At 71.2% G+C, this 12,623-nt stretch carries 14 protein-coding genes; 12 read left to right on the forward strand and 2 right to left on the reverse strand.

The window, feature by feature from the left end:
* Positions 1-4 precede the first annotated feature (4 nt).
* From sucB to lipB, 6 genes are read left to right on the forward strand one after another with little or no spacing between them, the layout of a single operon-like run.
* On the forward strand, positions 5-1,792 hold the full coding sequence (gene sucB / locus AB0M30_RS11135) for a 2-oxoglutarate dehydrogenase, E2 component, dihydrolipoamide succinyltransferase (RefSeq protein ID WP_364582591.1): 1,788 nt from the start codon (positions 5-7) through the stop codon (positions 1,790-1,792).
* A 4-nt stretch (positions 1,793-1,796) separates the two neighbouring features.
* Positions 1,797-2,621 (forward strand): serine hydrolase, encoded by an 825-nt coding sequence (locus AB0M30_RS11140; RefSeq protein WP_364582594.1) that lies wholly within the window; start codon positions 1,797-1,799, stop codon positions 2,619-2,621.
* A gap of 5 nt (positions 2,622-2,626) precedes the next feature.
* The gene (locus AB0M30_RS11145) at positions 2,627-2,824 is read left to right on the forward strand and encodes a hypothetical protein (protein WP_364582597.1); all 198 of its coding nucleotides are present in this window, start codon (positions 2,627-2,629) and stop codon (positions 2,822-2,824) included.
* Between the two features lie 23 nt (positions 2,825-2,847).
* Complete coding sequence (locus tag AB0M30_RS11150; protein WP_364582599.1) at positions 2,848-3,723, forward strand: TIGR01777 family oxidoreductase; 876 nt, start codon at positions 2,848-2,850, stop codon at positions 3,721-3,723.
* A complete protein-coding gene (locus AB0M30_RS11155; protein WP_364582602.1) occupies positions 3,720-4,343 on the forward strand; it encodes a phosphatase PAP2 family protein in 624 nt (207 codons plus the stop codon). Before AB0M30_RS11150 ends, AB0M30_RS11155 begins: the two co-directional genes overlap by 4 nt.
* Positions 4,340-5,083 carry a lipoyl(octanoyl) transferase LipB gene (gene lipB / locus AB0M30_RS11160; protein ID WP_364582604.1) on the forward strand — a complete coding sequence of 248 codons (744 nt, stop codon included), beginning with the start codon at positions 4,340-4,342 and terminating at the stop codon, positions 5,081-5,083. Before AB0M30_RS11155 ends, lipB begins: the two co-directional genes overlap by 4 nt.
* 87 nt (positions 5,084-5,170) lie before the next feature.
* Here the strand turns inward: lipB and AB0M30_RS11165 are convergent, their stop codons facing one another.
* Positions 5,171-6,106 carry an LLM class F420-dependent oxidoreductase gene (locus AB0M30_RS11165; protein ID WP_364582607.1) on the reverse strand — a complete coding sequence of 312 codons (936 nt, stop codon included), beginning with the start codon at positions 6,104-6,106 and terminating at the stop codon, positions 5,171-5,173.
* 4 nt (positions 6,107-6,110) lie between these two features.
* Positions 6,111-6,722 carry a TetR/AcrR family transcriptional regulator gene (locus AB0M30_RS11170; RefSeq protein ID WP_103342363.1) on the reverse strand — a complete coding sequence of 204 codons (612 nt, stop codon included), beginning with the start codon at positions 6,720-6,722 and terminating at the stop codon, positions 6,111-6,113.
* A gap of 131 nt (positions 6,723-6,853) precedes the next feature.
* Between AB0M30_RS11170 and AB0M30_RS11175 the strand changes: the two genes are divergently transcribed.
* The 6 genes from AB0M30_RS11175 to AB0M30_RS11200 all read left to right on the forward strand — a co-directional run bounded on the left by AB0M30_RS11175 (position 6,854) and on the right by AB0M30_RS11200 (position 12,321).
* Entirely contained in the window at positions 6,854-7,375 is a 522-nt protein-coding gene (locus tag AB0M30_RS11175; RefSeq protein WP_364582610.1) for a hypothetical protein, read from the forward strand.
* A 73-nt stretch (positions 7,376-7,448) separates the two neighbouring features.
* The gene (locus AB0M30_RS11180) at positions 7,449-8,399 is read left to right on the forward strand and encodes an oxidoreductase (protein WP_364582612.1); all 951 of its coding nucleotides are present in this window, start codon (positions 7,449-7,451) and stop codon (positions 8,397-8,399) included.
* 25 nt (positions 8,400-8,424) lie between these two features.
* Positions 8,425-9,426, forward strand: coding sequence for a lipoyl synthase (gene lipA, locus AB0M30_RS11185; RefSeq protein WP_364582615.1), 1,002 nt, complete (start codon positions 8,425-8,427; stop codon positions 9,424-9,426).
* A gap of 45 nt (positions 9,427-9,471) precedes the next feature.
* Positions 9,472-10,119, forward strand: a complete 648-nt coding sequence (locus AB0M30_RS11190; RefSeq protein WP_364582617.1) for a DedA family protein — start codon at positions 9,472-9,474, stop codon at positions 10,117-10,119.
* A 17-nt stretch (positions 10,120-10,136) separates the two neighbouring features.
* Entirely contained in the window at positions 10,137-11,006 is an 870-nt protein-coding gene (locus tag AB0M30_RS11195) for a patatin-like phospholipase family protein (protein ID WP_364582619.1), read from the forward strand.
* Positions 11,007-11,109: 103 nt separating this feature from the next.
* Positions 11,110-12,321 carry an Ig-like domain-containing protein gene (locus AB0M30_RS11200; protein WP_199191368.1) on the forward strand — a complete coding sequence of 404 codons (1,212 nt, stop codon included), beginning with the start codon at positions 11,110-11,112 and terminating at the stop codon, positions 12,319-12,321.
* Positions 12,322-12,623: the final 302 nt, after the last annotated feature.

Consider the following 12,623-nt stretch of genomic DNA (forward strand, 5'->3'; position numbering starts at 1 on the left):
AACGATGGCCTACTCCGTCACATTGCCGGAGCTCGGGGAGAGCGTCACCGAAGGCACCGTCACCCGGTGGCTTAAGCAGGAGGGCGACACCGTCGAGGTCGACGAGCCGTTGCTCGAGATCTCGACCGACAAGGTCGACACCGAGGTGCCCTCCCCGGTGGCGGGCACGGTCGTGAAGATCAGCGCCCAGGAAGACGAGACCGTCGAGGTCGGCGGCGAGCTCGCCGTCATCGACGACGGCACCGGCGGTGTGCCGGAGTCCTCCGAGTCCTCCGAGTCCGCCGCCCCGGCGCAGGAAGAGCAGCAGTCCGAGCCCGAGCCCGAGCCGGAACCCGAGCCGCAGGCTCAGGACAGCGCGCCGAGCAAGCCGGACACCGCACCGGCGGCCGGCGGTGAAGGCACCGAGGTGAAGCTGCCCGAGCTGGGCGAAAGCGTCACCGAGGGCACCGTCACGCGCTGGCTGAAGGCCGTCGGCGACTCGGTCGAGGTCGACGAGCCGCTGCTCGAGATCTCCACCGACAAGGTCGACACCGAGGTGCCGTCGCCGGTGGCCGGCACGGTGCTGGAGATCCGCGCGGGCGAGGACGAGACCGTCGAGGTCGGCGGCGTCCTGGCGGTGATCGGCGATGCGAACGCGGCGCCGAAGGCCGAGTCGAAGCCCGAACCCAAGCCCGAGCCGAAGCCGGAACCCAAGCCGGAACCGAAGCCCGAGCCGGTTCAGGAGGCCAAGCCCGAGCCCAAGCCGGAACCGAAGCCCGAACCGCAGGCCGCCCCCGCGGCGAAGGCGACCGAGTCGGCCCCGGCCGCCGCGGCGAAGGACGGCTCGGCGGACGGCCCGTACGTCACGCCGCTGGTCCGCAAGCTCGCGTCGGAGCACGGCATCGACCTCGCGTCGCTGACCGGCAGCGGCGTCGGCGGCCGGATCCGCAAGCAGGACGTCCTGGCCGCGGCCGAGGAGAAGCAGAAGCAGCAGGCTGCCCCTCCGGCCGCTGCCGCCCCGGCCGCTGCCGCCGCCCCGTCGGCGCCCGCCGCGCGTCCCGCGGCCGCGGTGTCGCCGGAGCTCGCCGCGCTGCGCGGCACCGTGCAGAAGGCCAGCCGGATCCGCCAGATCACGGCCACCAAGACCCGCGAGTCGCTGCAGATCGCCGCGCAGCTCACGCAGGTCCAGGAGGTCGACGTCACCAAGATCGCCAAGCTGCGGCAGCGGGCGAAGGCGGGCTTCAAGGAGCGCGAGGGCGTCAACCTGACGTTCCTGCCGTTCTTCGCGAAGGCCACCGTCGAGGCGCTCAAGCAGCACCCGAACGTCAACGCGTCCTACAACGAGGACACGAAGGAGATCACCTACCACGGCGCCGTGCACCTGGGCATCGCGGTGGACACCGAGCGCGGGCTGCTCTCGGTCGTGATCCACGACGCGGGCGAGCTGAGCCTGGCCGGTCTCGCGCACCGGATCGCCGACCTGGCGGGCCGGGCGCGGGCGGGTCAGATCAAGCCGGACGAGCTGTCGGGCGGCACCTTCTCGATCACGAACATCGGCAGCGTCGGCGCGCTGTTCGACACGCCGATCATCGTGCAGCCGCAGTCGGGCATCCTCGGTACGGGCGCGGTCGTCAAGCGCCCGGTCGTGATCGCGGACGCCGACGGCAACGACACGATCGCCGTCCGGTCGATGGCGTACCTGCCGCTGACCTACGACCACCGCCTGGTGGACGGGGCCGACGCGGGCCGCTTCCTGACGACGATCAAGCAGCGCCTGGAAGAGGGCAACTTCGAGAGTGAACTCGGCCTCTGACCGCATGACCGCGAAGGGCTCCGCACCAGCCGGTGGGGAGCCCTTCGCGGCGTTCCGGGCCTGGCTCGCCAGCCACCGCGGCGATGTTTCGGTGGTCGCCGGGGACGGCGCCGGGTGCCGGCTGAGCCACCTCCCGGACGTGCCGCGCGTCCTGGCCTCGACGATCAAGGTCGTCCCGCTGCTCGCCTACACGACGGCGGTGGTGGCCGGCGGGCTCGACCCGGACGAGCCGGTCCGGGTCGGCGACTGGGACGCGTTCCACCCCTTCGACGGCGACGGCCCGCTCGGCGCCGGTGCGCACCACCGCGCCCTGACCTCCCTGGGCATCGCCTGCGACGAGTACGGCGTCGCCCGCGACCCGGAGCGGCTCGTCCCGCTCGACGCGATCGCCACGGCGATGATCTCCGTCAGCGACAACGCGGCCCCCGACTACCTCCGGGCCCGGCTCGGCGACGAGGCCGCCGATCCCGCGTTCCGGCGGGAAGTCCTCGACCGCGTCCGGGGCGAGCCGATCTCCGCCGAAGCGGAGTGGGCCTGGACACAGAAGACCGCCCGGGGCACCGCGGCGCGGCTGTTCGCCTTCCACCGCCACCTCGCCACCTCGGACACTCCCGCCGCCGCGCTCGCACGCCGCAAGCTCGGCGGCGACCCGCTGTACAAGGGCGGGAGCCTGCCCCGCACCCGCGGCTTCGGCCTCTCCGCCGACGGCGGCACCGTCGCGGTGTTGTTCACCGGCACGGACTTCCCCGACGTGCCGCTGCCCGGGCTGGGCCTGGCGATCCTGTCCGACCTCGACGCTTTCGCGTGGGACCTGGGCGTGCGGCGGTGACGCCGATGGGCCACCTCGCCACCGCGCGGACAACTCCCTCCGCCGCGCTCGCGCGCCGCAAGCTCGGCGGCGACCCGCTGTACAAGGGCGGGAGCCTGCCCCGCACCGGCACGGACTTCCCCGACGTGCCGCTCCCCCGGCTGGGCCTGGCGATCCTGTCCGACCTCGACGCTTTCGCGCGGGACCTGGGCGTGCGGCGGTGACGCCGATGGGCCACGATCGAACCATGCGAGTACTGATCGCCGGAGCGAGTGGCTTGATCGGGTCGGCGCTGGGCGAACGCCTGCGGCGCGAAGGCCACGAGGTCCGCCGCCTGGTGCGGCGCGAAGCCCGCGAAGGCGGCGAATTCCGCTGGGACCCGCCGTCGGGCACCGTCGCGAGCGGCGCCTTCGAGGGGGTCGACGCCGTCGTGAACCTGGGCGGGCAGCGGCTGTTCCCCGGCCGGTGGAGCGCGATGCGCAAGCAGCAGCTCATCGACAGCCGGGTCGAGCCGACCGAGGTGCTCGCCGAAGCCGTGGCCGAACACGGCATCGGCGTGCTCGTCAACGCCTCCGCCGTCGGGTACTACGGCCACACCCACGAGTCCATTGTGGACGAGTCCGCGCCGCGCGGCCGGGGTTTCCTGGCCGAGCTGTGCGAAGAGTGGGAAGCGGCGACGGCCGCCGCCGGGGACGCGCGGGTCGTGAAGATCCGGACGGGGCTGGTCCTGTCCGCGAAGGGTGGGTTGTACGGCACGCTGCGCCCGCTCTTCGCCCTGTGCCTGGGCGGGCGGCTCGGGGACGGCCGCCAGTACATGCCGTGGATCTCCCTCGAGGACGAGGTCGGCGCGATCGTCCACGTCCTGACGCACGACGACGTCTCGGGGCCGGTGAACCTGACCGGCCCCGAACCGGTGACCAACGCCGAGTTCACCCGTGCCGTCGGCCGTGTACTGCACCGGCCCGCGCCGTGGTGGGTGCCCGGGGTGGCGCTCAAGGCCGTGCTCGGCCAGGCCGGCGAGGAGATGGCGCTGTTCGGGCAACGGGCCGTCCCGGCCGCGCTGGAGCGGTCGGGGTACGCGTTCCGGCACCGGACCCTGGACAGCGCGCTCGCCGCGGCATGAGTGTCCGGCTGCAGCGCTGGCTGGTCGTGGGCCTGGTGTTCTCGGCCGCGTTCGTTCTGCTCGGCCTGAGCGTGGCGCGGCAGCCGCTGGCCCTCGACGTCGCGGTCTCGAAGGCGCTTCACGGCGTGTACGCGGAGCCGCTCGGGCGGGTCGCGCAGGCCGGCAGCGACGTCCTCGGCCCGGTGCTCCCCTACGTCCTCGGCGTCGCGCTGCTGGCGCTGGCGCTGCGGCGGCGCGAGCACGTCGGCTTGTGCGTCCGGCTGGCCGTCGTGCTGCTGTTGTGCCGGCTGACCAGCTTGGTGTTCAAGCCGATCTTCCTGCGGGAACGCCCGCGTGACTACCCGGACCTGAGTTATCCGAGCGGGCACGTGGTGTCGGTGGCGAGCACCGGGTTCGTCCTGCTCCTGCTGTGCGCGTGGGTGTGGCCGCGGCTGGTCCGGCGCGTGGCGGCGGCGGTCGCGGTGGCGGTGGTGCTGTCGGCCGCCTGCCGCGTCGTGCTCGGCGTGCACTGGGTGACGGACACGATCGGCGCAGTGCTGGCGGTGACCGGTGTCGGGCTGCTCTCAGCGTGTGCCTTGCGGCTGCTTCCCCCGGGTGACGGGCGTAGCCTCGACGGGTGAGTTCTTCCCGCACTTCCTGCCGCGCCAGCACCGAGCCCGTCGACGTCCGGGAACTCGGCACGATCGACTACACCGAAGCCTGGGAGCTCCAGCGCGGCCGGCTCACCGAGCGCGCCGACGGCACCGCGCCGGACACGATGTTCCTGCTGCAGCACCCGTCGGTGTACACGGCGGGCAAGCGCACCGAGCCGGCCGACCGGCCGGTGGACGGCACCCCGGTGATCGACGTCGACCGCGGCGGCAAGATCACCTGGCACGGCCCGGGCCAGCTGGTCGGCTACCCGATCGTGAAGCTCGCCGACCCGATCGACGTGGTCCACTACGTGCGGCGCCTGGAGGAGGCGCTGATCCACGTGTGCGACCAGCTCGGCGTGGCGACCGGCCGCGTGGAGGGCCGCAGCGGCGTGTGGATCCCGGCCGACGACCGGGGGATCGAGCGCAAGATCGCGGCGATCGGCATCCGCGTCCAGCGCGGCGTGACGATGCACGGCTTCGAGCTGAACTGCAACGCGGACCTGGCGGCGTTCGATTCGATCGTCCCGTGCGGCATCCGCGACGCGGGCGTCACGTCCCTGTCGTACGAGCTCCAGCGGGACGTGACGGTGGAAGCGGTCCTCCCCCTGGCCCGCGACGCCGTGCTGGCGGCCCTCGAAGGCGAACTCCCGGTGAGCGAGGACCGCTGGCTCCCGCGCCCGGAAGCTCCTCAGGCCCCCGGCGTCACCTTCGCCCTCCAGAACTGACTAGCGCCCCAATGTGGCCTTCGGTGCGTCAGACGCACCGAAGGCCACATTGGGTGCGTCAGACGCAACCAAGGCCACATTGGGGCGCTAGTCCAGCTGTGGTGCGACCTCGGCGGCGATCAGGTCGATCTGGTCCAGGTCCGACAGATCCAGCAGCTGCAGGTACACCCGGGTGATCCCGGTCTTCTCCCGCCACTGCCCGATCCGGTCCACGACCTGCGCGGGCGACCCGGCGAGCCCATTGGCCCGCAGCTCGTCCACGTCCCGCCCGATCACCGACGCCCGCTGCGCGACTTCCGCGTCCGAGCGGCCCACCCCGATGACCAGCGCCACCGAACGCAGGATCTCCTTCGGGTCCCGCCCGATCTCCGCCGCCGCGGCCTCGACGCGGGCGAACTGGGCCACCGCCGTCTCCGCGTCGGCGAACGGCAGGTTGAACTCGTCGGCGAACCGGGCCGCCAGGGCCGGGGTGCGCTTCTTGCCGGCGCCGCCGATGATCACCGGCGGGGCCGGGGACCGCGCCGGCTTCGGCAGCGCCGGCGACTCGGACAGCGTGTAGTGCTCCCCCGCGAACGAGTACGTCGAGCCCGCCGGCGTCTTCCACAGCCCGGTGATGATCTCGAGCTGCTCGGCGTAGCGGTCGAAGCGCTCCTTCGGCGGCGGCAGCGTCAGGCCGTATGCCGCGTGCTCGGCGTCGTACCAGCCGGCGCCGAAGCCGAACTCCACGCGGCCGCTCGACATCTGGTCGACCTGCGCCACGGAGATGGCCAGCGGCCCCGGGTGGCGGAACGTCGCCGCGGTGACGAGCGTGCCGAGCCGGATCCGGCTGGTCTCCCTGGCCAGGCCGGCGAGGGTGATCCACGCGTCGGTCGGGCCGGGCAGGCCGTCGGCCGAGCCCATCTTCAGGTAGTGGTCGCTGCGGAAGAAGGCGTCGTACCCGGCGGCTTCGGTCGCCTTGGCGACGCGCAGCAGGTCGTCGTAGCTGGCCCCTTGCTGGGGCTCGGTGAAGATCCTCAAGTCCACGACGTCAGCCTATAGAGACGTCGGGCTCCGTGCGCCTCAGCCGGACCAGCATGCGGACGATCACGTCCTCGATCTCGGCGCGGACCTTCTTCGGGTCGGGCGAACTGGCGATTTCGGTCGCCGCGCTCGACAGCGCGCCGAACAGCAGCCGCGCGGTGACCTCGACCGGCACCGGCTCGACCTCGCCCGCGTCGATCAGCGACTGCAGGCCCGAGCGGACCAGCCCGAAGCTGCACCGCTCCTCGGCCTCGCGCCAGCGCTCCCAGCCCATCACGACCGGGGCCTCGTGGATGGCGATCCGCTGGTAGGCGGGGTCGAGGCAGGCGCGGAAGAACGCGTTGAGCCCGGCGAGCGCCCGCTCCCACGGCGTGCCCTCGCCGGTCATGATCTTGTCGAGCCGGTCGTAGACGAGGCTCTCGACCTGGTCGAACGCGGCTTCGAACAACGCCTGCTTGCCGCTGAAGTGGTGGTACAGCGCGCCCTTGGTCACCCGGGCGCGTTTGGCGATCTCGTCGAGCGAGGTTCCCGCGTAACCGCGCTTGGTGAACAGTTCGACCGCGCTGTCGACCAGCGCGGACCGCGTCGACTCGGAGTAGTCGAGTCGTCTGGACCTCATTGTCGCCACCTTCACAACTTTACGCCCGGAACAGCTCTCCATACTCATGGTATGTTCGGCGCGTCAGGTCCGTACCGGGAGTATGCCGCAGACCCGCGGTATGACCCGGGCCACGGAAGGGGAGCCACACGATGAGCTGGACAGACTTCTACCGACGTCAGGAAATCCTCGACGCGACCGTCCGCCTGGCCGCCCGGAATCCCGGCGCGCCGCTGCCGCTCGAGGAGGTGCCCGGTGCCGAAGAGCACTTCGGCACCGAGGAAAACGTCCTCACCGCCCTGCAGTACCAGTGGACGCGGACGCTGAGCGGGCGGCTGCGCACCGAGGTCATCGACCCGGACGATGCCGACGGCCTCGGCGACCACGTCGACGCCGTCACCCGCGCCTGGCGCGCGGCCGTCGACGAGCACGCCGACCTGCGCGCGGTCCTCGACGGCGCCTACGAGCGGCACGCGTCGCTGCGCCGGATGCACGAAGGCGAGCTGCGGATGCTCGCCGTCACGGCCGGACTGGCCGACCCGCGCGAACCGGCCGGCGAAATCGTCAAGGTGGGCCACGCGCTCGAGGCGTTGCTGCGCGCGAACCGCGAAGAAAGCACCCGCCGCCGTCCGGTGATCGGACACCTGCGGCGCCTGCTCGCGCCCAGTGCGTAACAATTCAACCAGCGGCGCGCAGCGCCTCCGTTGAGGGCGGCGGCGGGGGCATGGATGGAGTTAGGTGTCACCCATGACACAGCGCTGGACCGAAGCCGACGTCGCTGACCAGAGTGACCGGACCGTCTTGGTCACCGGGGCGAACTCCGGCCTGGGGCTGCGCACCGCCGAGGTGCTCGCGGGCAAGGGGGCCCGCGTGCTCCTCGCCTGCCGCTCCGCCGAGCGCGGCGCGAAGGCACTCGAGATCGTGAAAGCGGCCGCCGCGGGCACCGAACCCGAGCTCATCCCATTGGACCTGAGCGAGCTCGCCTCGGTGCGCGCGGCCGCCGCGTCGGTGCGGGAGCGCACCGGCGACGCGCTGGACGTGCTGGTCAACAACGCCGGCGTGATGGCGACCGCCCGCGGCCGCACCGCCGACGGCTTCGAGCTGCAGTTCGGCACCAACCACCTCGGGCACGCGGCGCTGACCTGGCTGCTGCTGCCCGCGCTGCGCGGCGGACGGCACGCCCGCGTCGTCGCGCTGTCGAGCCTGGCCGCCGTCGGCGCCCGGATCGACCTCGAAGACCCCAACGCCGAGCGCCGCCGCTACAACCCGGCCACGGCGTACGGGCAGTCGAAGCTCGCCAACCAGGTGTTCGCCCTGGAGCTCGACCGGCGGCTGCGCGCGGCCGGCGACGACGTCCTCAGCGTCGCCGCCCACCCCGGGTACACCGCCACCGGCCTCGGCAGCGGGATGGCGCGGTCGTACTCCAACCCGGTCGTCCGCTCGGTCATCGCCGGCGGCCACCGGATCGGTGAGGTGCTCTTCGCGCAGAACGTCCGCCAGGGCGCGCTGCCGCAGCTGTACGCGGCCACCGCGGACGGCGTCGAGGGCGGCGACTACATCGCCCCCGGCAGCCTCGGCGGCGTGCGCGGCCACCCGGTCAAGGTGCGCCCGCTGGCGGCCGCGCGCAGCGAGTCGCTGGGGGCCGCGTTGTGGGACGTCACCGCGAAGCTGACCGGCGTCACCCCGGATCCCGCGTAGCCCGGACGGGCGTACGGTTGAGGTCGTGAGTGCTGCGCCTGAAGGCCGGAAGCTGCTGCGTCTCGAGGTTCGCAACAGTGAGACGCCGATCGAGAAGAAGCCGCCGTGGATCAAGACGCGGGTGCGGATGGGGCCGGAGTTCACCGAACTCAAGGGTCTGGTGCGCCGCGAGGGTCTCCACACGGTGTGTGAAGAGGCTGGTTGTCCCAACATTTACGAGTGCTGGGAAGACCGGGAGGCCACGTTCCTGATCGGTGGGGATCAGTGCACGCGGCGGTGTGATTTCTGCCAGATCGACACCGGTAAGCCGGCTGCTTTGGACACTTCGGAGCCGCGGAAGGTCGCCGAGTCCGTGCAGGCCATGGGGTTGCGGTATTCGACGGTGACCGGTGTCGCCCGGGATGACCTTCCCGATGGTGGCGCCTGGCTGTACGCGGAGACCGTCCGTCAGATCCACGACTTGAACCCGGGTACCGGCGTCGAGTTGCTGATTCCGGACTTCAACGCGGACCCCGAGCAGTTGGCTGAGGTGTTCGGGTCGCGTCCGGAGGTGTTGGCGCACAACGTGGAGACGGTGCCGCGGATTTTCAAGCGGATCCGTCCCGGGTTCCGGTACGCGCGTTCCCTGGAGGTCATCACGAAGGCGCGTGAGGCCGGTTTGGTGACGAAGTCGAACCTGATTCTGGGGATGGGTGAGACGCCGGACGAGGTCGCGCCGGCGATGCAGGATCTGGTCGACGCGGGGTGCGAGATCCTGACGATCACGCAGTACCTGCGTCCGTCGCCGCGGCACCACCCGGTGGACCGGTGGGTCAAGCCGGAGGAATTCGTGGACCACTCTCGCGCCGCGGAAGCCATGGGCTTCGCCGGCGTCATGGCCGGGCCGCTGGTGCGGTCGTCCTACCGCGCGGGACGGCTCTACGCCCAGACCAAGGCCCACCGCGGCGAAGTCCTGCCGGAGAATCTGCAGCACCTCGCCGTCGAAGGACCCGCAGCTCAGGAAGCCGCGTCGCTCCTGGCCCGGTGACGCACGTCACCCCACCATCCTTAAAGGATCGGTAAAGTGGCGGGCATGGCCCTGGTTTCGGACCTCCTCAGCTGGTTGCAAGGACTGCCGGAACCGGGGCTCGTCGCCGCCACCGGCGGCCTGGTGTTCGCCGAGTGCACGATCGGGCTGGGCTTCCTGGCCCCCGGCGAATCCGGGCTGCTCGTCGCCGCGACGACGGCGAACACCGTCCCGCGCTTCCTGGTGCTGTGGCTCGTCGTCACCCTCTGCGCGACGGCGGGCGACGCGCTCGGCTACGGCATCGGCCGCCGCTTCGGGCCGCGCCTGCGTGAGACGAAGCTCATCCGCAAGTACGGCCTGGAGGCCTGGGACAAGGCCACCGCCGTCCTCGAACGCCGGGGCGCCTGGGCGGTGTTCTTCGCCCGCTTCCTGCCGGTCATCCGGACGCTGACGCCGGCGGCCGCCGGGACGTCCGGGCTGCCGTTCCGCAAGTTCCTGCCGGCCGCCGCGGCGGGCGCCTTCTGCTGGTCGCTGGTCCACATCAGCATCGGCGCGGCGCTGGGCGAGGCCGCGAAGCGCATCGAAGGCGCCCTGAACACGGGCGGCCTGATCGTCGTCGGCGTGCTCGCCGCGGCCGCGGTGTTCTTCTTGCTGCGGCTCAAGAAGCGCAAGACACTGGCCGCGCCCGAGCGGGAGCCCGAACGCGTGCCCTGAGTACTACATTCGGCGGTATGAGTCTCGCGGATCTCCCCCGCCCGGTCGGCTTCGTGCTCGGCGGGGGCGGCAGCCTCGGCGCCATGCAGGTCGGCATGCTGCGTGCCCTGACCGAAGCCGGGCTCACGGCGGACGTCGTAGCCGGCACGTCGGTCGGCTCGCTCAACGCCGCCGTGCTGGCCCGCTCCGGCGAGGACGCGCTCGCGCGGCTGCACGACATCTGGGCGCACATGACGCGAGCGGAGGCGTTCCCCGGCGGCGTGCTGAGCCGCGTCCGGACGCTGACGCAGAGCAAAACGCACCTGTTCCCCAACACCGGCCTGGCCGGGATCATCGCCGACCACCTCGGCTCCGAGACGCGCTTCGAAGACCTGGCGCTGCCGCTGGGCGTCGTCACGACGCAGGTCGACACGGCCGAGCCGCTGCTGATCCGCTCCGGGCGCCTGCTCGAGCCGCTGCTGGCGAGCTGCGCGATCCCCGGCATCTTCCCGCCGGTGGAGCACGACGGGCAGCTGCTGTACGACGGCGGGCTCGTCGCGAACGTGCCGATGCGGCAGGCCCTCGCCATGGGCGCGAAGTCTTTGGTGGTGCTCGACTGCGCGTTCCCCGGGAAGCTGCCGAGCGCGCCGCGGACGTTCGCCGAGGTGATGATGTTCACCGCGATGATCAGCATGCGGAACCAGGCCGTGCTGGAAGCGCCGGTGGCGGCCGCGCAGGTGCCGGTGCTCTACCTGCCGGGGCCCGCGCCGGTACGTGTGAACCCCCTGGATTTCGGGCACACGGAAACGCTGGCGGAAGAGGCGTACACGGCGGCGCGCGAATACCTCGGCGCACTATCGGTGAGCGGGCCGGGGCTGTACGGTGCACCCGGACTCGTCATCACGTGATCCACGTCACGCCGATGCACCGATCCGCCGACAAGAACGTCATCGCTATCGCGTAGTTTTGATGACGAATGCCCGCCGATCCCGATTCCCAAAAAGAGATAATATGCTCCCCAAGAAGATTTTACTTTCGGTGGCCGGAATCCTTGCCGGAGCACTGCTGCTTTCCGCCTGCTCGTCCGGTGACGACGGTGGGTCGCCCGCCGGCGGGGCGCCGGCGTCGGGGTCCGCCTCGCCGTCCGAAACCCCGGTCGCGGTGACGTTCGAGCCCGCGGGCGGCGCGGCGGTGAACCCGGCGACGCCGATCGTCGTCAAGGCGGCCAACGGGAAGCTCCTCGACGTCACGGTGACGAACGCGGCCAAGGGGAAGACGGTCGCCGGCAAGCTGGCGGGCGACGGGTCGAGCTGGACGTCCAGTGAGCCCCTCGGCTACGGCACGACGTACAAGATCGTCGCGCACGCCCAGGGCACCAACGGGAAGCCGGTCGAGCAGGACAACCAGATCACGACGCTGTCGCCGAAGAAGCAGGCGAACGCGAACCTGATCCCGGCGCCGTCCGCGGTGGCGAGCACGGGCGTCGGCGTCGGCCAGCCGATCGTGTTCAGCTTCGGCAAGGTCGCCGTCAAGGACAAGGCGGCGGTCGAGAAGGCGTTGACGGTGGAGTCGACCCCGAAGCAGGACGGCAGCTGGTACTGGATCGACGACTCGAACGTCCACTACCGGCCCAAGGAGTACTGGAAGGCCGGCACGACGCTGAAGGTGACGGCGAAGATCTACGGCGTCGATTTCGGCGGCGGGGTGTTCGGCGCGGAGGATCGTACGGAGACGTACAAGGTGCACGATTCCTGGATCGCGAAGGCGGACGGGAACAGCGAGCAGATGCAGATCTTCCACAACGGTCAGATGGTGAAGTCGATGCCGATTTCGATGGGCAAGGACGCCACGCCGACCCACCTGGGTGCGCACGTGATTTCGGACAAGCAGGCGAACTACACGATGGATTCCTGCACGTACGGCGTCTGCCCACCGGATCCGAAGGCGTACCGCTCGAACGAGAAGTTCTCGGAGCGCATTTCCAACGACGGCGAGTTCGTCCACGAGAACCCGAACAGCGTGGGCCAGCAGGGTAGTTCCAACGTGTCGCACGGGTGCATCAACCTGAACGACGCGAACGCCCAGTGGTTCTTCCAGAACATGGGCCTAGGCGACGTCGTGGAGGTCACCAATTCCGGCGGCCCCCAGCTCCCGGTCTGGGACCTGTACGGCGACTGGTCCAAGTCCTGGGCCGACTGGCAAGCCGGCTCCGCCATCAAGTAACGCACTCACCTCACTTCAGGGGGTCAGGAGCTCCGCGCCTGACCCCCTTTTTCGTGCCACCCGACCCTCCAGGCACGCCAGCCGACCTTCCAAGCACGCCACCCGACCCTCCAAGCACGCAAGCCGACCGCCCGGGTAAGCCACCCGACCATCCCCGGCACACGTGATGCCCCCTCAATCACGCGTGATGCCCCTCCAATCACGCGAGTGGAGTTGCCCCGGTGGGGCGGACACGGGGTTGTTAGGCAGCCGGGGCCTGACGATAGTTGGTTCGGGTTTCGGCTGGGGTGTTCTGGCCGATG

The organism is Amycolatopsis sp. NPDC051716 (assembly GCF_040681595.1).
Lineage (GTDB): Bacteria > Actinomycetota > Actinomycetes > Mycobacteriales > Pseudonocardiaceae > Amycolatopsis.

Bases quoted from the DNA above. Each gene is read 5' to 3' on its own strand.
- AB0M30_RS11175 (WP_364582610.1), top strand. From the start codon at position 6,854: ATGAGCTGGACAGACTTCTACCGACGTCAGGAAATCCTCGACGCGACC.
- AB0M30_RS11200 (WP_199191368.1), top strand. From the start codon at position 11,110: ATGCTCCCCAAGAAGATTTTACTTTCGGTGGCCGGAATCCTTGCCGGA.
- AB0M30_RS11140 (WP_364582594.1), top strand. From the start codon at position 1,797: ATGACCGCGAAGGGCTCCGCACCAGCCGGTGGGGAGCCCTTCGCGGCG.
- AB0M30_RS11170 (WP_103342363.1), bottom strand. From the start codon at position 6,722: ATGAGGTCCAGACGACTCGACTACTCCGAGTCGACGCGGTCCGCGCTG.
- AB0M30_RS11155 (WP_364582602.1), top strand. From the start codon at position 3,720: ATGAGTGTCCGGCTGCAGCGCTGGCTGGTCGTGGGCCTGGTGTTCTCG.
- AB0M30_RS11190 (WP_364582617.1), top strand. From the start codon at position 9,472: ATGGCCCTGGTTTCGGACCTCCTCAGCTGGTTGCAAGGACTGCCGGAA.
- AB0M30_RS11180 (WP_364582612.1), top strand. From the start codon at position 7,449: ATGACACAGCGCTGGACCGAAGCCGACGTCGCTGACCAGAGTGACCGG.
- sucB (WP_364582591.1), top strand. From the start codon at position 5: ATGGCCTACTCCGTCACATTGCCGGAGCTCGGGGAGAGCGTCACCGAA.
- AB0M30_RS11150 (WP_364582599.1), top strand. From the start codon at position 2,848: ATGCGAGTACTGATCGCCGGAGCGAGTGGCTTGATCGGGTCGGCGCTG.
- AB0M30_RS11195 (WP_364582619.1), top strand. From the start codon at position 10,137: ATGAGTCTCGCGGATCTCCCCCGCCCGGTCGGCTTCGTGCTCGGCGGG.
- AB0M30_RS11145 (WP_364582597.1), top strand. From the start codon at position 2,627: ATGGGCCACCTCGCCACCGCGCGGACAACTCCCTCCGCCGCGCTCGCG.